The organism is Rhizobium sp. L9 (genome assembly GCF_002531885.1).
GTDB lineage: Bacteria > Pseudomonadota > Alphaproteobacteria > Rhizobiales > Rhizobiaceae > Rhizobium.
The window spans coordinates 42,858-62,028 of sequence record NZ_NWSZ01000030.1; the positions used below are offsets into that span (position 1 = coordinate 42,858).

Below are 19,171 nucleotides of genomic sequence, written 5' to 3' on the forward strand. Positions count from 1 at the left end.
TTGCAATGCCCTCAATATTCTCCGCGGGCGGCATTCTCCTCCAATGCCATGGATTTATCAATTCCATACCAGACTGGCATTTCTAAAGCGAAGTCCCGTCGACCATTGTGATTGCAAGACGCCAGACGGCGTCGTCGAACGTAGTGGAGAGCGGATATGCTGAACGCCTTTGATCCCGTAACTGATACTCTCGTCGGCCGCAGGCCCTTGGAAGGGCGTAGCGCCATAGTCACTGGCTCGACCAGCGGCATCGGCCTTGGCATTGCACATGCGCTTGCAAGGGCAGGGGCCGCCGTGATGTTGAACGGCTTCGGCGATCCTGCCGAGATTGAGATGCTGCGCGACGGCATTGCCACCGATAACGATGTCGATGTTGCCTATGACGCCGCTGACATGTCGAAGCCGGAAGCGATCCGCATGATGGTCGAGAGGGCGGTCGCCCGTTTTGGGCAGGTGGACATCGTCGTCAACAATGCCGGTATCCAGCATGTTTCGCCGCTCGGGAAGTTTCCGCCTGAAAAGTGGGACGCCATACTTGCTATCAATCTTTCCTCAGCCTTCCATCTCGTTCAGGCGACGTTCGACAGCATGTGCGCCAACCGCTATGGCCGGATCGTGAACGTCGCCTCCGCCCACGGATTGGTCGCGTCCCCCTTCAAATCCGCCTATGTGGCGGCCAAACACGGTATTGTCGGCTTCACCAAAACGATCGCGCTCGAAGGCGCGGAATACGGGGTGACGTCCAACGCGATCTGCCCCGGTTACGTCTGGACGCCGCTTGTCGAGCACCAGATCGAGGATCAGGCGAAGTCACACAACATCCCGCGGGACGCGGTGATCCGCGACGTTTTCCTGAAGGACCAGCCGACGAGGCGTTTTGCCACGGTTGAGGAAATGGGCGCGCTTGCCGTCTTTCTCTGCAGCGATCTTGCCGGATCGATCACCGGCACGGCGATCCCTGTCGACGGCGGTTGGACTGCGCACTGATCAGTCATTTGAGGCACGGAGGTTGCGATCGTGAACAAACATGTGGGTGCAAAGCTCAAAATGCAGCCCGACTCTTCGCCTGCCGAGCGCGAGCCGCGGACGATCAATCTTGCGCTGCAGGGCGGCGGGGCGCACGGCGCCTTTACGTGGGGAGTACTCGATCGGTTGTTGGACGAGCCGAGCCTGTCATTCGAGGGCATTGTGGCAACCAGCGCCGGCGCCATGAATGCTGCGGTCGCAGCCTATGGCCTGGCTGAGGGCGGGCGGAGCGGAGCACAGACGGCGCTGGCCAATTTCTGGCGCCGCGTCAGCCACGCAGCTGCATCCGGACCTTTGCAGCCAACCTTGCTCGACCGCATTACAGGCTCGAAATCGCTGGAATTCTCGCCGGCGTTCATCATGTTCGACCTGGTGACACGGCTGATGTCGCCGTACCAGTTCAACCCCTTCAATTTCAATCCGCTGCGCCAGGTGCTGGAACAGTCGATCGACTTGGAGGCAATCCGCATGGCACGCTGCCCTGTCAAGCTCAACATCTGTGCCACCAACGTGCGGACTGGCAAGGTGAAGGTGTTCGGCAACGACGAGCTCTCGATCGATGCCATCATGGCGTCTGCCTGCCTGCCTTTCCTGTTCCAAGCCGTGGAAATCGGAGAGGAAGCCTATTGGGACGGCGGCTATATGGGCAATCCCGCAATCTTCCCGCTGATCTATGGCTGCGACACGCCCGATGTACTGGTCGTTCACATAAATCCGATAGAACGAACGGAACTGCCGCGTACGGCTGGAGAAATTCTCAACCGCATCAATGAGATCAGTTTCAATTCGTCGTTGCTGAGGGAAATGCGTGCGGTGGCCTTCGTCACACAGCTGATCGACACGGCAGCGACGCCGCCTTCCAACCTCAAGCGCATTTTCGTGCACGGTATCTCAGACGACGAAGCGATGAAAAACCTCAGCGTCGCGAGCAAGCTCAACGCCGACTGGGGGGCGCTCATGGACCTGAGGGATCGCGGCCGCCAATGCGCCGATCTCTGGCTGCAGGCCAATTACCAATATATCGGCAAACGATCGACCGTGGACGTCCGCGAACGTTATCTCTGATCCTCAGCCATTCCAGCAGTCCCGCCTCCCGCCCGCAGAAACTTGAGCCCCCGTCCACCACTCCGGCGGGGGCTTTTTTGTCTTCAAGATTGCCCGTCGACGCATAGAGACAGCGTATCGAAATCATGCAGAGACAGCATTTCAGGTGACGACTGACTTCTGGGAAGGTGAAGACAGGCAAGCCGATGGCGGTTTGACCTCACGTAACCCAGGAGATTTCTCATGAATACCACTCGTCTTCTCATCAGTTCGGCCCTTGCCGCCGCAGCCTCCGTGGCTGCGGGCAGCGCCTTTGCCGGCCCGGCTGCCAAGCCGGATTTCTCGTTCGAAAAGTGCTTCGGCGTCGTCAAGGCCGGCCTGAACGACTGCCAGACGGCCAGCCACTCCTGCGCCGGCACGGCCACCGCCGACAACGCCAAGGATTCATGGATCTACGTGCCGGCCGGCACCTGCACCAAGATCACCGGCGGAAGCAACGAACCCAAAGCCTGACCTTTCCACCACTTCAACCAAAGGAGTAATCGATGTCCAAGATATATCCCAGCAATCCGGTGCCAACCGCCGCGGGCATCGGTCTTCGCTCCCAGCATATCGGCGAAATGCTGTCTCGCCGCCCCGCGGCGGGATGGCTTGAAGTTCACGCGGAAAACTACATGGGCGGCTCGGCGGCCGTCGACGCGCTGGAGCGGCTGCGGGAAAGCTATCCCCTGTCCGTCCATGGCGTCGGCCTTTCACTCGGGAGCAGTTCCGGTCTGGACGGCGACCACCTGGAGCGCATGCGCAAGCTCTGCCTGCGTTTCCAGCCAGGCCTGGTCTCCGAGCATCTCGCCTGGAGCGCCGCCGATGGCGCCTATCTGAATGATCTCCTGCCGCTGCGTTATGACGCAGAGGCCCTCGCCATCGTGACCGCCAACGTCTCGCGGCTGCAGGATACGCTCCAGCGGCGCGTCTACATCGAAAACCTCTCTGCTTATGTCGCCTTCGAGGACTCGACAATGACCGAGGCGGAATTCCTGGTCGAGCTCGTGCGCCTCACCGGCTGCGGGCTGCTTCTCGATATCAACAATGTGCATGTCTCGGCCTGCAATCTCGGCTTCGATTCCAAAGCCTTCATCGACCAGCTTCCCGCGTGCGCCATCGGCGAGATTCATCTTGCCGGGCACGCGATCAACGAGGTCGAAGGCGATATCGTACTGATCGACGACCACGGTTCGCGCGTTCCGCCGGCTGTCTGGTCGCTCTATGCTCATGCGATCCGCAAGATCGGCCCGCGTCCGACGCTCATCGAATGGGATACGGATGTGCCCGCTCTCGACGTGCTCCTCGGTGAAGCCATGTGGGCCGACATGCTGGCGCAATCGATCGCCTTCGAAGACCGCATGCTGGCGGAAAGGCCGACGCCACAGTCGACCCGGTTCGAGGGGATGATCCTGCCATTGCGTGCCGACAACCGGACGGGCCCGATGCCGGCGCTCGCCGCGCTTGCGACGATTAAGCCGTCGGTCTTCGCCAATCATTCCGGCGCAAGGAGGGTTGGCCATGCTCTCTAGTTGCGCGCTGCAATCGCGGGTCGCCCAAGCCATCCTCGGTGAAGATGGCCGCGATCTTGCGCCGGTGCTGGCGAAAGGTGCTTTCGATCCGCTGCGTCGGTTGAACATTTACCGCAACAACACCTTCGCCTCGCTGACAGCGACTTTGATCGCGGTTTTTCCGATCACGGTCCAGCTTCTGGGCGAAAGCTACTTTCGTCATGTCGCCGGCGCCTTCATTCGAAACAATCCGCCGCAGGAAGCGCAGCTTGTTCGCTATGGCACGAGTTTCCCTCGCTTCCTGGCCGACTTCGATGGCATCCGCGCCATGCCCTTCATTGCCGAAACGGCGCGGCTGGAATGGATGATTGCCGAGGCGCTGGATGCGCCGGCGCTGCCGGGCTGTCGCTTGGAGCAGCTGGCGGACGGTGAAGCCGACACCGCGCCCCAGATATTTCTTCAGCCCTCGCTACGCCTGCTGGTTTGCCGTTGGCCCGCGCTGGACATATGGGAGGCGCATCAAGCCGGCGGAAACATCGAAGCATTGGCGAGTCTGAGCCGCCGACCGGAGCGGATCGCGCTCTGGCGCGGCCAAGATAGCCTGCGATTTCTGCGCCTCGATGCCAGCCATTTCGCCTTCCTTCATGCCCTGAAAGGACGCGCCAGCCTGGAGGCTGCGGTCAGCCGCGTGCTTGCCCAGACTCCTCACTTCGATCTTGAGGGTGCCTTTGGCAATCTTTTCGCCTTTGGCCTCGTCGCTCGCATTCGCCACATCAAGCCCGCAACTAAGTAAACAGGATGGAAATCATGACTATGATGTCCCCTTCTTCGACGCGACACAGAGGCGGTATTATTGGACTTTATGTCGCCGCTCTCGAGAGCTTCAACAGCCTGCCCCTGTCGCTCGCCCAACTTGTTTCCCGTCTGGCGGTCGCCCACGTCTTCTGGCAGTCGTCGCAGAGCAAGCTTGCCTCCTGGCCGGTGACAATTCAGCTGTTCACCCTTGAATACCAGCTGCCCGTCATCGATCCCGGCGTGGCCGCCGTGCTTGCGACGACGGCCGAAGTGACTGGCTCGATCTTGATTTTTCTAGGCCTGTTCTCTCGCCCCGCCGCCATTATGCTGCTTTGCGTTATCTCGACGATCCAGCTCCTCGTCTACCCGCAGAACTGGCCGGACCATTTGCTCTGGACGGCGCCGTTGCTGTTGATCCTGACGCGCGGGGCAGGCGCCGTTTCGCTCGATTATCTGGCAGCGCGCCTGTTTCCGAGGGGGCGCTGAGCCATGCGCGCAGTTGTCGAAGAGACAAGTGGCGGCTCGCCGCTCATGAGCCCAGGGACACATCAGGCGGCGGGTCACCGCCCGAGGGTCGTCATCCTCGGAGCCGGTTTCGGCGGCCTTGCCGCCGCCAAGGGGCTTCGGCACGCGGACGTGGATGTGACGGTCGTCGATCGGCGCAACTATCATCTTTTTCAGCCGCTGCTTTATCAGGTCGCGACGGCCGCGCTTTCGCCAGCCCAGATCGCCATGCCGATCCGCCGCATTCTCTCTCGGCAATCCAACGTCACTGTGCTGATGGAGCGTGTCGAGGGGATCGACAAGGAGAACCGGTTCGTTCAGACCACAAATAGTCGCATCGCCTACGACTATCTGGTCATCGCCACCGGTGCAAGGCACGCATATTTCGGAAAGGATGAATGGGCGGAGACCGCGCCCGGGTTGAAAACAATCGCCGATGCGACTGAAATCCGTGCCCGGATCCTGTCGGCCTTCGAACGTGCCGAGGCAGCCGAGGACGAAGCCGAGCGGCGGCGGTTTCTCACCTTCGTCGTTGTTGGCGGCGGCCCGACAGGCGTTGAACTGGCTGGAGCAATCGCCGAGCTGGCAAGAAAGGTCATCGTCCGTGACTTCAGGCGCATTGATCCGTCCTCGGCTCGCGTGGTGCTGGTCGAGGCCGGCAATATCGTTCTGCCGACCATGCCGGCGAAATTGTCGGGAGAAGCCCGGCGACACCTGGAGATGCTCGGCGTCGAGGTGTCCCTCGGGGAAGCGGTAACGCGCTGCGACTCTGAAGGAGTAGCGCTTGCCGGCGGCCGGCAAATCCGATCGTCCTGCGTGCTGTGGGCGGCCGGTGTCATGGCCTCCAGAGCGGCCAAATGGCTTGGCGTGCCCGCTGATCGCGCAGGCCGCGTTCATGTCGACCGGAACCTCAACCCGCCGGGCAATGACGAGATCTTCGTGATCGGCGACACCGCGGCGGTCACGGACAGGAACGGCAGAACGGTTCCCGGAGTGGCGCCGGCCGCCAAGCAGATGGGCGAACACGCGGCCCGCGCCATTCTCGCCGGTCTCGATGGTCGGACCGCTGGCCTGTTCGGCTATCGCGATTTCGGAAATCTGGCAACCATCGGACGCAATGCGGCGGTCGCCGACTTTCGCCGCATCCGTCTTTCAGGATTTTCCGCCTGGCTGGTTTGGAACATCGCCCATCTCTGGTTTCTCGTGGGCTTCCGCAATCGCTTCGTGGTGTTTGCGGACTGGGCGCTGGCTTATGTCCGCTATGACCGCGCCGCCCGTCTGATTACCGACCGCCATGAACGCTAGAACATTCCCACGCATAAAGATGGGGCGTGCGGTCACTGCACTGCTGCTGCTTGCAGTGTTGTCGACGGCGGCGCTCGTCCACCTGGTCTGGTATCGTACCGCAAGCCGGAACATTGAAACGGTTGTTGCGAGCCTCGATGCTCAGAGCACCGCTGCGGTCCGCAACGAGCTTTCTTCTAATCTGGCGCTGGTTTCGAGCAGCGCGGAGATCGTCAGATCGGTCTTTTTCCAGGGAGCGATCAGGCCGGACGACGAGGTGAAGCGTGAATTCCTTTTCCTGTCGTTGCTGCGTGAACAGCCGGCGATTGCCTGGATCGGTTTCGGCTTCCCGGACGGGCGCTTCTTTGGGGCGCACGCGCTGCCGGATGGCGAGATCGAAATGGTGGAGATCGGTTGGGCACCCCTGAGCAAGCCGCGTCCGCTACGCCGCGATCTCTACAAGCCAATCCCTGGCGATATTTTTTTCGAAAATCGGCTGAAGGCCGAGAGTGTCTACGTTCCGGAGGGCTCGCCATGGTACAGACTTGGCCGGACCAGTGCAGAACCGGCCTGGAGTCTCGTCAATATCCTTCCGAACGGCTTCGAACCGGCGATCGTCGTCTCGAAGAAAGTCGAGGTGTTCGGCCATTTCGAAGGTGTGGTGATGGTGGCGGTCAGCCTGCATCGGTTGTCCGCCATCCTTGGAGGGCTCAAGATGCCGGAAGGCAGCAAGGCTTTTGTGCTAGCGCGGGATAACGCGGTACTGGCGACATCCGAGCCGTCAGACGGTATGGTCGCTGCTCATCTCAAGGATTTTGCCGCCTCCGACGCTCTGGCGGCGGCAGTCGCCATGGCTGCCAGCTCCGAAAAGCCAGACGGTTCCCGGACGCTGGTGGCAAGCAAGGCGCTCGGCCCAATCTTCGTGTCATCTGGCAAGTTGCCGTTCGAAGACTGGCGTCTGGTCACCGCCATACCGCGGGCGACTTTTGCCCGTGACATCGACGCCAATACCGAGCGACTGATCTTCATCATCGGGGGCATTGCTGTGCTGGCCGCTGTGACGGCGATCCTGTTTGCCAGAATTCTCTTCGCTCGGCCACTGTCGCGCCTTGCCGAGCAGCTGCATATGATCGAGAGGTTCGAACTCGACGCCGTGGAACATCGCCCGGCGCTGTTGACTGAACTCGATCATTTCTCCTCCGCCCTGAAGCGCATGTCGAGCGGCCTTGCCGCGTTCGCGCGCTTTATGCCCGTCGAGGTCGTTCGTCCCCTTGTCGACGGCGGTCTTAAGCCTCGTCCCGGCGGCGAACTCAGGGACATAACGGTGTTGTTTGCGGATTTGCCAGGCTTTACGGAACTCACGGAAGAGTTCGGCGCTGGCGTTGAACCAAGCCTGACGCGGTTTCTGACCCTGTCGATCGCCGCTATTCATGCCGAAGGCGGCACAGTCGACAAATTCATCGGCGATGCGGTGATGGCGATCTGGAATGCCCCCGGCAATGTGCCGGATCACGCATTGCGCGCGTGCCGCGCCGCAGCGGCAATTCGCGATGCGATGCATGCCATGGCGCCGATTGCGCCCAAGCATGATGAGATTCGGGTGCGTATCGGCATCAACACCGGCGTGGCCCTTGTCGGCAATATCGGCTCGACTGAACGCCTCAGCTATACGGCGATCGGCGACGTCGTCAATCTCGCGAGCCGGCTCGTTGGCGTGGCCAAGGACAAAGGCGTGGAAATTGCGCTAAGCGACGAAACGCTTCGAAAGACCCGAGACCTTATTCAGACAAGGCCGCTTGGCTGCGTCGGCATACGGGGAAGGATCGCGCCGGTCCGAGTGCACACGATCGATCCGGCGGTTATGGCGGACTGAAGGAGCATGACGATGCTGCTGCTCACAACGCTGATTTGGTTGCAAACCAAGCACTTCATGGCTGACTATGTCCTGCAGCCCGAATGGATGATTGCCGGCAAAGGGAACTTCAAGAAGCCGGGCGCTTATGTCCACGCTGGCATCCACGCCCTCGCCACCGCGCCAATCCTCTTGGTTGCAATCACGGATCCGACGTGGATTTTCGCCATTGCCTCGGGCGAGTTTCTGATCCATTTCCTCATCGACCACTTGAAGGCCATCCACGGTCAACGTCAGCCGCACCCGGTCAACACTCGTTCATTCTGGATACTTCACGGTGCCGACCAGCTCGCTCATCACCTGACCTATTCGGCAATCCTGGCGATCGTGGCCTGGGATACTGTGTTCATTTCTTGAAGCAGACATTCGAATCGTCGTCTCGGCTGTTGAGATCAGGTTATGCGGGTAGCGTTCCGCCATAAGCCAATCTTCATTGTGGAGGTGAAGTCGGGACATGACACATTGAATAACCGGCAAGATCGTAAGATCGTTCGGCATTCCATTGGAGGCTCATTCACCCCAGCCAATACCTCGCTCCCGGCCCTTTGCGCCCTGCCATGTCGGCAGGGTTCGCCAAGCGACATCGGTCGATCGACAGGCAGCCGCAACCGATGCATTCGCCAAGACCGGACCGTAGGCGCTGTAACTCGGCTATGCGCTGGTCGATACGCTTTGCCCACGCGCTCGACAGCCGCGACCAATCCCGACGTGACGGCACGCGATCGGCCGGCAGCTGAGCGAGCTCGGCGCCGATCTCCTCAAGCGTCAGCCCGATCCGCTGTGCAAAGACGATGAAAGCGATCCGCCGCAATGCGGACCGGTGGTAGCGTCGGTGTCCCGAGCCAGCGCGCTCCGATGCGATCAACCCACGCTCCTCATAGAAGCGCAGAGCTGATGAGGCAACGCCGCTGCGTCGCGACGCCTCGGTGATGGTCAGCATCGGAACCGGCAAATCGACGCTGCGCGCCTTCCTTGGCCGAAGACGTGCATACTGCGACCTGGCGTGACCTGCCCTTCGATCCGGTGGAAACGAACTACCAGCGTTTTGTCCAGGCAGTGCGTGCGGGCAAGACCCAGGAGCCTTCCTTCCGGCGTGCCGCCAACATCCAGAAGGTGCTCGACAAGGCAATCGCCTCCGATCTCAGCCACGCCGACGAGGCGATCGATCGAGGCAGCCGCGCTGTACTTCGGCTTAGGCCGAAGCCGGCGGCAGCAGGAGCGTGTTGAGGAAAGGCAGGAGGGCGGCACCGAGCGCCACGCCGCCGCCGCTGAAGCTTGCCGGCCGCATCGGCGAAATCCATTGCAAAGCCGGAAGTCAGAACTGGCGCAACATCGTCGATCAATTCAGACTGGATGTACCGAAACTTGCCAACACTTCGGCCGCGCCAGACGTAGGTCTCGCCAACAAATCCACCAGAAGAACTTGCGACTTCGAAAAACGCCGAGGCAATCGGGGTCTCCTGCGATCATTCCAGGCGAGTATACGCAAGAGGGAGAGGAGGGAGGGGGATTCTGAGACGGGTTTGGAAGGCAGGAGAGAGCTCCGGCCGGCTCGTCACGGAGAAGCGAAATGGCACAGGCCATTGAGAAAATCACATTGAACGTTGGACGCGACATCCCTTTCAATAAACTGATCCTGAGCGAGCAGAACGTCCGTCGGATCAAGGCAGGAGTCTCGATCGAAGATCTCGCGGAGGACATAGCACGTCGCGGACTGCTGACCAGCCTGAATGTGCGTGCTGAAGTCGACGGCGACGGCAAGGAGACCGGCTTTTATCGCATCCCCGCCGGTGGCCGGCGTTATCGTGCGCTTGAGCTGCTGGTCTCCCGCAAACGGCTGGCAAAGACAGCCGGTATTCCCTGCATCGTCAGCAGCGGCGATACCCTCGAAACCGAGGATTCTCTCGCGGAAAATGTCCAGCGCGTCGAACTTCATCCCCTCGACCAATACCGCGCGTTCCAGGCCTTGTGCGGGCAGGGGGTTGGCGAAGAGGAAATCGCAGCGCGCTTCTTTGTCTCGGCCGCCATCGTCCGGCAGCGCCTGCGCCTGGCTTCGGTCTCGCCGCGACTGCTCGAACTCTACGCCAATGAGGAGATGAAACTTGAACAGATCATGGCTTTTTCCATCAGCAACGACCACGTCCGCCAGGAGCAGGTCTGGGACACGGTCTCGCGCCAGCAGGTTCGTGAACCCTATTACATCCGCAGGCTCCTGACCGAAACGACGATCCGCGCGAGCGATCGCAGGACCGTCTATGTTGGCATCGATGCTTATGAAGCCGCCGGCGGTGTCGTGATGCGTGACCTATTCGAGCAGGACAATGGCGGGTGGCTTCAGGATCCGGCGCTGCTCGAGCAATTGGCGCTCGAGAAACTGGCGGCAGACGCAGAAGCAATAAAGGCTACGGAAGGCTGGAAGTGGGTCGAAGCGGCCTTCGACTTTCCCTACGGGCATACAGCCGGGCTGCGTCGCTTCTATGGGCACCAGGCCGAAATGACCGACGAAGAGACTGCTCGATACGGCACGCTGAAGGCCGAATACGACGATCTGGATGCAGCCTATGCGGAGGCCGAGGAAACGTGCGAGCAGACCGAACATCGCTTGGAGGAACTCGGGAACGAGCTCGACAGGATCAACGACCGGCCATATGTCTTCGATCCTCAGGATGTCGCCCGTGGGGGCGTGTTCATCTCTCTTGGCGCCGGCGGCGAACTGAAGATCGAGCGCGGCTTTGTCCGGCCGGAAGACGAACCGCAGCCGGAGACGGTGGAGACCGAGGCAGTGATGTCCGGGAGCGATGACGGCTACGAGGTGAGTGGATCATCGTCCACCGGTGGGGCAACGCTCGACGGTCGGGCCGCTGCCGGTGATGAGGCAGACGAGGAGGACGGTGCCATCCGCCCGATATCCGATCGTCTGCTTGTTGATCTGACGGCGACGCGCACGGTGGCGCTGCGCAATGCGCTCGCCAACAATCCGGCTGTCGCGTTCATCGCCGTGCTGCACGCCTTCGTCCTGAAGACCTTCTACCATTATGGGTCGGGCACGTGCCTGGAACTGACGCTGCAAAGCGCCACCTTCGGCCAGACGGAAGGGCTCTCCGGCACCGTCTGGGCCAGGGAGATCGACCAGCGGCAGGAAGCATGGGGCCAGGACCTTCCGAAGCTACCCGAGGATCTCTGGGACTTTCTGATCGGGCTCGATGAGGTCAGCCGGCTGGCATTGTTTGCCCATTGCGCATCCCTCTCGCTGAATGCCGTAATCGAACCATGGAACAAACGCACCCGCGCGATCGCTCATGCCGACCAGCTCGCCCGTGCAATCGGCTTCGACATGGCCGATGCCGGCTGGACCCCGACGGTCGACGCCTATCTTGGAAGGGTCACCAAGGCTCAGATCCTGCAGGCCGTGCGGGAGGCGAAGGGTGAACAAGCGGCTCACCTGATCGATCATCTGAAAAAAGCCGATATGGCGCGCGAAGCCGAGCGCCTGCTCGACGGCAGCGGCTGGCTACCCGAGCCGCTGAAAATGGCGATTGAAGACGCACCGGCAGACAGCTCCGGAACAGCAGTCGGTGAGATCGCCCACCGCGCTGCCGATGAGGTTCTGATCGACGCCGAGGCTTCAGATCTTCCGGCTTTTCTCAGTGACGAGGTGAACGCCGAGCAAGCGACGGCAGAGCCGGATGACGCCTTTCGGCAGGAGCAGCAGCACCTCGACGCGGCCGAGTAGGCTTTAACCATCCAACCGATGAGGTCCGGCCGGAAGCCGGGCCTTCGATTCCGATCCACGCGCATGGTCCGGCTCCAACAGGAGGCCGGACCGCTTTCGTTTCAAGGAGCAAATGTCATGGACTCCATCACCTCCGCCTCGCAACCGGCATCCGGCTTCAGGGTCGACATCTCGCGCGGTGAGCGCAATGGCCGCGTCTCGTCCGAATGGTTCTCTCGACCTGATGATGAGCGCTATCTTTCTCTTGGCGAACTCTACGGTGCGGTAAGGTCCCGTGCTGAGCGCACTCACGCCCGAACGGTGGAAAGTTCGTCGATCCGCCTCAAGGCCAGTCGCGACAACTCCGAGCGGCTCGAGCTGATCTTACCCGGCAACCGACGGCCGGTGGCACCGACGCATTGGAGCTATGGCCAGCTTTGCAACCTGGCAGGCGCGCCCGCCACCTATATGCGCCAGCTTCCCGCGCCGCTTGCCGCGATTAATCTGCAGCATGGCCTGCTTAATAATCGTGCCGAGCTCGTCAAGACGCTCGAAATGGACGATGGCCGCGCCGAGCTGCGGGCGGTGACCGGCCCCGACTACGGCAGGATCTGGGACCACGAGCTCGTGTCCGCCGTGATGAAAATCGCCGGCAACGGGACCGGCGACACGATCTGGAAAGTGCCGGGCCTGCTTGATTGGGCGAGCATGACATATAACCCCTTCGTCGATATCTCCAAGGATACGACTACGCTCTACGCATCCGACCGTGATGTCTTCCTGTTCCTGGTCGATGATACTCATCCGATCGAGGCAGGGCGCCTGCCCAATGGTGAACCTGATCTCTTCTTTCGCGGCTTCTATGCCTGGAACTCGGAGGTGGGGTCGAAAACGCTCGGCATCGCCTCCTTCTACCTGCGCGCCGTCTGCGCCAACCGCAACATCTGGGGCACGGAAAACTTCCAGGAGATCAGCATTCGCCACAGCAAATTCGCTGCTGAGCGTTTCGTCCATGAAGCAGCACCGGCGCTGACAAGCTTTGCCAATTCCTCACCTGCAGCTTTCGTCGCAGGCATCCAGGCCGCGCGCGAGCGGATCGTCGCCCACGACGATGATGACAGACAATCATTCCTGCGCCGGCGAGGCTTCTCGAAAAGTGAAACGGGCAAGATCATCGAGACCGTTCTGTCGGAAGAAGGCCGCCCGCCGGAATCCGTCTTCGACTTCGTTCAGGGGATCACCGCGCTGGCACGTGACAAGAGCCATCAGGACGTCCGTCTGGAGCTGGAAGGCAAGGCGAGGAGGCTACTCGAAAGCGCGGTTTGAGCGCGCCTCATAAGGTAATGACGTCGATCGGTCCGAGCCCGCTCGCCGGCATTGTTTTTTCCGCCAACCGCATCGCCCCTTCCAGGCTCCCGCGCGATAATGATGACAAGGTGCGGCGAATATTCTCGGGGAAAAAGGAACGCACGGGCGGGGGCAGTCGGTTCCGCCTCCCTGCCGGCCGCTATGCTGAGGCTCCTGCGGCTGCCCTTGTTCCGCCCTTAGCGTGGCGAGAATTCCCGAAATCCCGCCTTCGGCGGCGCTATGCTGATTTCTCCGATACTCTTCATTGTCTGTCTGGAACCCGCCGGGGGGGCGGGTTGCCCCACCATCCTTTCTCTCCGGGTCAGCAGCACGATCAGGCGACGAATGATTCGCCGTTTGCGTCCCGTTACCTGCGGAAGAAAGTCAGTTTAATCCGATTTCTGGCCGACGCGGAACGAGCTCAGCTTGTTCAAAAGATCCTCCGAGATCTCGAATTGCCGGGCCGTTCCCCTGCCCATGGAATTCTTCACCATCGTCTCGCTCAGCATTCCACGCTTGACCAGAAGGTCGACGGTTTCCTTAACGCCAGTTCGCGTCAGCTCGGTAATTTCGATGATGTTCGAAAGGGTTAGCTTCTGATGCGCCTGGCTCATCGTGTAGAGGATCGTCATCATGCCGACCTGTTTCAGTCGCGCCTGCGGCGTCTCGTCCTCCAATGGATGATCGAGGATCTCATGGAGAATGAGCCCCGAGAAGGCAAGGTTCTGCCATTGCTTTTTAAGGGCGCTTGTCATGTCATTTAACTGTGTTATATAAGACAGTATGAACTCGGGAAGGCAGCTCTGCAAGCTCTCCCGAATGCGATGGAACATCATCGTGTCGAAGGGGTCTGCCCATGAAAAGCCTTCTGCTGAATTCATTGCTTGCGATCTGCTGCATGACGCCATCCTATCTTATTTCCGGCAGTAAAGCGCAAGCTGAAGTTTGGGGATGCCAGGTTATCCTGTGCCTTTCGAATCCCGGAGGGCCGACGCAATTTGGTGAATGCCGGCCGCCGATCCAAAAATTGTGGCGGGAGCTTGCCAGAGGTCATTCGTTCCCGACCTGCAGCGGCGTCGGTTTTCACAGCTCGCGGCCTGGTTATGAACCCTACTATTGCGATGCCGGATACAGGCTGAGGGGAGGAGACGGTTCCGGCGGGGGGCAAGTGACCTGCGTGGCGACTTCGCCGCAGCCGGTGAGCAATGCCCTCTGCTCGCATGATGCCGACAACTTTGGCACCCACGACAATTCGGTACTGTCACCACATTGGCAGCGTCAGGATGGGCGCTACCGGTGCATGGGTTACCCGATCATGCGCCCGAATGTGAGGTCGCAGCCTCACTATATCGACGTCACCATCGACGGCGCGACGACGCAGCGGGTGTGGTACTGATGATGGCCGCTGCCTTCATCGATATCGCGCAAGCCTGCGCGCCGATGGTCAAGGTCGAAACGCTGGCAGCCGTCGTCAGCCTTGAGAGCGGTTTTCAGCCTCTTGCTATTCGCATAAGCAGCGGCCCGCCACTTGTCGACCGGCCAGCTTCGAAAGCCGAGGCGATCGAGGTAGCCACGTCCCTGATGGCCGATCGCCAGGATATCCAGGTCGGCCTTGGCGGGCTCGGGATCGAGGCGCTTCAGAAACTTGATCTGACCCTTGCGGACGCCTTCGATCCTTGCCTGAGCCTCAAGGCCACGGCGACGCTTCTCGACGGATACTACCGTGAGGCTCTCCGCGTGGGCGACGATCCGGCGCGAGCCGAGACAGTCATGCTTCGCTCCTATTACGGTCGCGACGATCCATCCGTTGGCGCGATAGTCCGGTATGACGAGCAGGTGCGTCAGGAAAGAAAGCGGCTATCGCCTCTGCTGACCTCGCTCTCCATTGCGGGAACGAACGACCAGCTCCCGTCAGCCCCATCGCCGCAGGATCAGCCGAGACAAGCGCCTCTCAAACAAGCCTCACACCCCACCCAGGCCGCTGAAGCCGAGCCATGGGATGTTTATAACTCCCGACGGCAATCGTCGGCTCTCGTTTTCCAGAATGATAGATCGGAGCAAAGCGAATGATCTCGAAACCCCGTCTTCGCACCCTTGTCGCTTCCACCGTCATGGCTGCGGCGATCGTTGCCTTCATGGTCGAGCCGGCCTTCGCCCAGGCCGCCGGTATAGAAACCGTGCTGCAGAACATCGTCGACATGCTGACCGGCAATATCGCCCGTCTGCTGGCGGTCATCGCCGTCATCATCATCTGCATTTCCTGGATGTTCGGTTACATGGATCTGAGGCGCGCAGGTTTCTGGATCATCGGCATCGGCGGAATTTTCGGGGCGACCGAACTGGTCAACACCATCGTCGGGAGCTGATCGCCGTGATGAACGCCCCGCACCTCGAAGACGATACGTTGTTTCTCGCATGCACCCGCCCCGCAATGATCGCCGGCGTGACCATGGAGGCCATGGGCGTCAACATCATGCTGACGACCATTCTTTACATCACCGCAGGATCGATCGCCTATGCGCTCGTCGGCGTCGCCTTCCATGCCCTGTTTCGCGCACTCGTCAAGCACGATCACAATAGGTTCCGGATCCTGATCGCATGGATCGAGACCCGGGGGCGATCGCGCAATAGCGCCTATTGGGGCGGCGCCAGCCTCTCGCCGTTGCCGCTCGCCCGCCGTTCGACGAAAGGGATTTCAGCCTTGCCTAGTATTGCGACGCTCCGGTCTCGCGAACTGGCCGCGGAGACCTTCATCCCCTATGTCAGGCATGTCGATGAGGCGACGATCGCGCTTGATTCCAGAGCGCTGATGAGCATGATCGCGCTGGAAGGAGTTTCCTTCGAGACCGCCGATATCCGCGACCTTAACGGCCTGCACCGCAGCCTGAATACGCTTTACCGCAATATCGCCGACGAACGGCTGGCGCTCTGGACGCATGTCATTCGCCGTCGCGACAACACCTATCCCGAGGGACGTTTCGCCAACCCCTTCTGCGAAGGCCTCAATGCCAAATATCGCGATCGGATGATCGGTGAAGACCTTTTCCGCAATGACCTTTATCTTGCCCTTATCTGGCATCCCGGCCGGGACGCTGCCGAAAGGGCAGCCAATCTTCTCTCCCGGCTGCGCAAGGCGCGCCGATCCCGTATCGAACTTGATGCAGATGCCCTGAAGCATCTGCGCGACCGGGTGGCGGACGTGCTGGCCGGATTGCAGCGCTTCGAGCCACGTCTCCTCACCCTTCAAGAGCAGGGCGGCATCCTGTTCTCCGAACCGAGCGAAGTTCTCCATCAGATCGTCGGAGGGCGGCGTGAACCAGTTCCGCTGACGGAAGGAAGGATTTCTTCGGCGATTTATTCCGATCGGGTCATCTTCGGGCGCGAGACAGTCGAGATCCGTCACGAGGCTGAAAGCCGCTATGCCGGTATCTTCGGCTTCAAGGAATATCCGGCGACCACCCGTAGCAGCATGCTCGACGGCATCCTGGCGGCCCCCTTCGAACTCATTCTGACGCAATCCTTCGCGTTCACCTCGAAAGCTGACGCCCGCACGATCATGGGCCGGAAGCAGAACCAGATGGTCAGTGCCGGCGACAAGGCAGCAACCCAGATCGAAGAGCTAGGGGAGGCGCTGGACGAGCTCGAATCCAACCGCTTCGTTCTGGGAGAACATCACCTTGCGTTGGCGGTCTTCGCCCCTTCGGTCAAGGAGCTGAGCGACCACATGGCGAAAGCTCGCGCCTGTCTTACCGGCGGCGGCGCCGTCGTCGCTCGCGAGGACCTGGGGCTCGAGGCTGCCTGGTGGGCGCAGCTGCCCGGGAACTTCCGCTATCGGGCGCGCTCGGGGGCGATCACCTCGCGAAACTTTGCCGCTCTTGCTCCCTATCATTCCTACCCTGCCGGTCGGAAGGACGGCAACGAATGGGGACCGGCGGTCGCCATGCTCAAGACCGCATCGGGCTCACCCTTCTATTTCAACTTCCACCACAGCGATCTCGGCAACACCTTTGTCTGCGGCCCATCTGGCGCTGGCAAGACCGTGCTCCTGAACTTCATGCTGTCGCAGCTCGAAAAGCATGATCCCCATATGGTTCTCTTCGACAAGGACCGAGGCGCCGACCTCTTCGTGCGCGCAGCAGGCGGCAATTATATGCCGCTGAGAAATGGTATCACCACTGGCTGCGCTCCGTTGAAGGCGCTGGACCTCACTCCAGAATACAAGCTATTCCTCAACGGCTGGATCGCCAAGCTGGTCGGATCAGCATCTGGCGAACTATCGATAACCGAATTGCGTGACATTGCTTCGGCGGTCGACGGGGTGGCGGACCTGCCGATGGAGCGTCGCTCCATCGGTGCCCTGCGCACATTTCTCAACAACACCGATCCCGAAGGAATCGCCTCGCGACTGAGGAGATGGGAGAGGGGAGGACCGCTCGGCTGGGTCTTCGACAATGAGGCCGACGATATCGGCATCGGTGCCAAGTTCATCGGATACGACATGACCGATTTCCTGGACAACGAGGAAATCCGCACGCCGTTGATGGCCTACCTGTTCTATCGCATCGAGCAGCTGATCGATGGCCGCCGCATCATCATCGTCATCGACGAATTCTGGAAGGCGCTTCAGGACGAGGGCTTCCGGGATCTCGCGCAAAACAAGCTCAAGACCATCCGCAAACAGAACGGGCTGATGCTGTTTGCGACCCAGAGCCCGCGCGACGCCATCGCCTCGCCGATTGCCCATACAATCATCGAACAGTGCCCGACGCAGATTTTCCTGGCCAACCCGCGCGGCGACCGCACCGACTACATCGATGGTTTCAAGCTGACCGAACGCGAGTTCGAGCTCGTCTCACGCGAGCTCTCCGTCGAGAGCCGCCGGTTCATCGTCAAGCAGGGGCACAACAGCGTCGTCGCCGAGTTGAACCTCAATGGCTTCGACGACGAGCTCGCCATTCTCTCGGGCAGGACGGCCAACGTGGAACTTGCCGATGCCATCCGATCGCAACTTGGCGACGGGCGGGAGGATTGGCTTTCCGTGTTTCACCAGAGAAGGAAGACAGCATGATCCGCACCGGAACTATGGGGCCCTTGTTTGCATCTGCCGTCTATTTTGCGTCGGCAATGCTGGCGTCTGCACAGGGCATACCCGTCATCGACCAGACTTCGATCGCCAAGCAGATCGAGAGCATCTCGCAGCTCAAGTCCCAGCTCGACACCCTGAACCAGCAGCTCCAGCAGGCCCAGCAGCTGTACGGATCGCTGAACAAGATCACCAACATGGCCGACGTCGCGAGCCTTCTGAACGAACCTTCGATCCGCAAGGCCCTCCCACAAGATTTTAATGCGATCGAGACCTTATTCAAAGGAACCGGCAGCGGCGTCTTCGGCAGCTCCGCCTCAAAATTCCTCCAGGACAATTCCACCTATCGCACTGACGCCAACGATTTCTATGCGCAGGAGTTGTCGCGCATACAAAACCAGAATGCGGGGCAGATGAGCCTCGGTCAGCAGATCTATGATGCCGCCACCAAACGCATCGAGGGCATCGACGAGCTGCGCCAGAAGATCTCCGGTGCAGCTGACGCCAAGGATGTCGCCGACCTGCAGGCCCGCCTCCAGGCCGAAACGGCCTTCCTGCAGAGCGACGTCCTTCGCATGCAGGCACTGCAGATGGTCCAGCAGGCGCAGGTACAGGTCGATGAGCAGCGCAAAGCCGAAGACTGGCGCAAACGCATGGACACTATGGGAGCGGCGCTCAAATGAAATGGTTTCTTCCCACTATGGCCGTCCTTTGCCTGTCGGCCTGCTCTGCACAGACGGAAGCGGTTTATACCGTTGATGAACTGGTTGCCGACGATGCTCTGCTCGCAAGGATCATCGTTCAATGCCGCAACAATCCGGGCGAGCTCAGCGACACCCCCAATTGCCGCAACGCCGAGGCGGCCGATGGCAAGCTGCGGCTCGAGCGGATGCGCCAGTCGCTCGGAGGCTAAG

Annotated in this window: 19 protein-coding genes and 1 pseudogene; 18 read left to right on the forward strand and 2 right to left on the reverse strand. The window is 60.7% G+C overall.

All coding sequences use genetic code 11. The features are described 5' to 3' along the window. Positions 1-156 precede the first annotated feature (156 nt). From CO660_RS26515 to CO660_RS26555, 9 genes are all read left to right on the forward strand, one after another. Positions 157-987, forward strand: a complete 831-nt coding sequence (locus tag CO660_RS26515; RefSeq protein WP_085862089.1) for a 3-hydroxybutyrate dehydrogenase — start codon at positions 157-159, stop codon at positions 985-987. 30 nt (positions 988-1,017) lie between these two features. Next, entirely contained in the window at positions 1,018-2,091 is a 1,074-nt protein-coding gene (locus CO660_RS26520; protein WP_176536388.1) for a patatin-like phospholipase family protein, read from the forward strand. Positions 2,092-2,313: 222 nt separating this feature from the next. Further along, the gene (locus CO660_RS26525; protein WP_085862087.1) at positions 2,314-2,583 is read left to right on the forward strand and encodes a DUF2282 domain-containing protein; all 270 of its coding nucleotides are present in this window, start codon (positions 2,314-2,316) and stop codon (positions 2,581-2,583) included. Positions 2,584-2,615: 32 nt separating this feature from the next. Next, complete coding sequence (locus CO660_RS26530; RefSeq protein WP_097601251.1) at positions 2,616-3,641, forward strand: DUF692 domain-containing protein; 1,026 nt, start codon at positions 2,616-2,618, stop codon at positions 3,639-3,641. Further along, positions 3,631-4,413 carry a putative DNA-binding domain-containing protein gene (locus CO660_RS26535; protein WP_097601252.1) on the forward strand — a complete coding sequence of 261 codons (783 nt, stop codon included), beginning with the start codon at positions 3,631-3,633 and terminating at the stop codon, positions 4,411-4,413. Before CO660_RS26530 ends, CO660_RS26535 begins: the two co-directional genes overlap by 11 nt. A gap of 14 nt (positions 4,414-4,427) precedes the next feature. Next, complete coding sequence (locus CO660_RS26540) at positions 4,428-4,901, forward strand: DoxX family protein (RefSeq protein WP_097601291.1); 474 nt, start codon at positions 4,428-4,430, stop codon at positions 4,899-4,901. Positions 4,902-4,946: 45 nt separating this feature from the next. Further along, positions 4,947-6,224 carry an NAD(P)/FAD-dependent oxidoreductase gene (locus tag CO660_RS26545; protein WP_097601292.1) on the forward strand — a complete coding sequence of 426 codons (1,278 nt, stop codon included), beginning with the start codon at positions 4,947-4,949 and terminating at the stop codon, positions 6,222-6,224. Further along, positions 6,214-8,076 carry an adenylate/guanylate cyclase domain-containing protein gene (locus tag CO660_RS26550; protein WP_097601253.1) on the forward strand — a complete coding sequence of 621 codons (1,863 nt, stop codon included), beginning with the start codon at positions 6,214-6,216 and terminating at the stop codon, positions 8,074-8,076. The genes CO660_RS26545 and CO660_RS26550 overlap by 11 nt, the downstream gene beginning before the upstream one ends. A 12-nt stretch (positions 8,077-8,088) precedes the next feature. Further along, entirely contained in the window at positions 8,089-8,472 is a 384-nt protein-coding gene (locus tag CO660_RS26555; RefSeq protein WP_245421388.1) for a DUF3307 domain-containing protein, read from the forward strand. Positions 8,473-8,629: 157 nt separating this feature from the next. On the opposite strand, the gene soxR is transcribed toward CO660_RS26555, so the two are convergent. After that, positions 8,630-9,055 carry a redox-sensitive transcriptional activator SoxR gene (gene soxR / locus CO660_RS26560; RefSeq protein WP_097601255.1) on the reverse strand — a complete coding sequence of 142 codons (426 nt, stop codon included), beginning with the start codon at positions 9,053-9,055 and terminating at the stop codon, positions 8,630-8,632. Positions 9,056-9,059: 4 nt separating this feature from the next. Between soxR and CO660_RS26565 the strand changes: the two are divergent. The 3 genes and pseudogenes from CO660_RS26565 to CO660_RS26575 all read left to right on the forward strand — a co-directional run. Then, positions 9,060-9,279: pseudogene (locus tag CO660_RS26565) on the forward strand (gfo/Idh/MocA family oxidoreductase); the annotation flags it as partial. A 406-nt stretch (positions 9,280-9,685) separates the two neighbouring features. Next, the gene (locus CO660_RS26570; RefSeq protein ID WP_097601256.1) at positions 9,686-11,848 is read left to right on the forward strand and encodes a ParB/RepB/Spo0J family partition protein; all 2,163 of its coding nucleotides are present in this window, start codon (positions 9,686-9,688) and stop codon (positions 11,846-11,848) included. A gap of 117 nt (positions 11,849-11,965) precedes the next feature. Then, positions 11,966-13,153, forward strand: coding sequence for a DUF932 domain-containing protein (locus CO660_RS26575; RefSeq protein WP_097601257.1), 1,188 nt, complete (start codon positions 11,966-11,968; stop codon positions 13,151-13,153). A 410-nt stretch (positions 13,154-13,563) separates the two neighbouring features. Here the strand turns inward: CO660_RS26575 and CO660_RS26580 are convergent, their stop codons facing one another. Then, positions 13,564-13,929 carry a MarR family transcriptional regulator gene (locus CO660_RS26580; protein ID WP_085782007.1) on the reverse strand — a complete coding sequence of 122 codons (366 nt, stop codon included), beginning with the start codon at positions 13,927-13,929 and terminating at the stop codon, positions 13,564-13,566. A 101-nt stretch (positions 13,930-14,030) separates the two neighbouring features. On the opposite strand from CO660_RS26580, the gene CO660_RS26585 reads away from it, so the two are divergent. The 6 genes from CO660_RS26585 to CO660_RS26610 are packed head-to-tail and all read left to right on the forward strand — an operon-like array spanning position 14,031 to position 19,170. Further along, positions 14,031-14,570: a hypothetical protein gene (locus CO660_RS26585; RefSeq protein ID WP_097601258.1), complete on the forward strand. Its 540-nt coding sequence runs from the start codon at positions 14,031-14,033 to the stop codon at positions 14,568-14,570. A 2-nt stretch (positions 14,571-14,572) separates the two neighbouring features. Further along, positions 14,573-15,244, forward strand: coding sequence for a transglycosylase SLT domain-containing protein (locus CO660_RS26590; RefSeq protein ID WP_097601293.1), 672 nt, complete (start codon positions 14,573-14,575; stop codon positions 15,242-15,244). Continuing rightward, positions 15,241-15,540 carry a TrbC/VirB2 family protein gene (locus CO660_RS26595; RefSeq protein WP_097601259.1) on the forward strand — a complete coding sequence of 100 codons (300 nt, stop codon included), beginning with the start codon at positions 15,241-15,243 and terminating at the stop codon, positions 15,538-15,540. Before CO660_RS26590 ends, CO660_RS26595 begins: the two co-directional genes overlap by 4 nt. A gap of 8 nt (positions 15,541-15,548) precedes the next feature. Beyond that, on the forward strand, positions 15,549-18,242 hold the full coding sequence (locus tag CO660_RS26600; RefSeq protein ID WP_097601260.1) for a VirB4 family type IV secretion/conjugal transfer ATPase: 2,694 nt from the start codon (positions 15,549-15,551) through the stop codon (positions 18,240-18,242). Beyond that, positions 18,239-18,940 (forward strand): P-type DNA transfer protein VirB5, encoded by a 702-nt coding sequence (gene virB5, locus CO660_RS26605; protein WP_176536391.1) that lies wholly within the window; start codon positions 18,239-18,241, stop codon positions 18,938-18,940. Before CO660_RS26600 ends, virB5 begins: the two co-directional genes overlap by 4 nt. Continuing rightward, positions 18,937-19,170 (forward strand): EexN family lipoprotein, encoded by a 234-nt coding sequence (locus CO660_RS26610; protein ID WP_097601261.1) that lies wholly within the window; start codon positions 18,937-18,939, stop codon positions 19,168-19,170. Before virB5 ends, CO660_RS26610 begins: the two co-directional genes overlap by 4 nt. The last annotated feature ends 1 nt before the right edge of the window (position 19,171 follow it).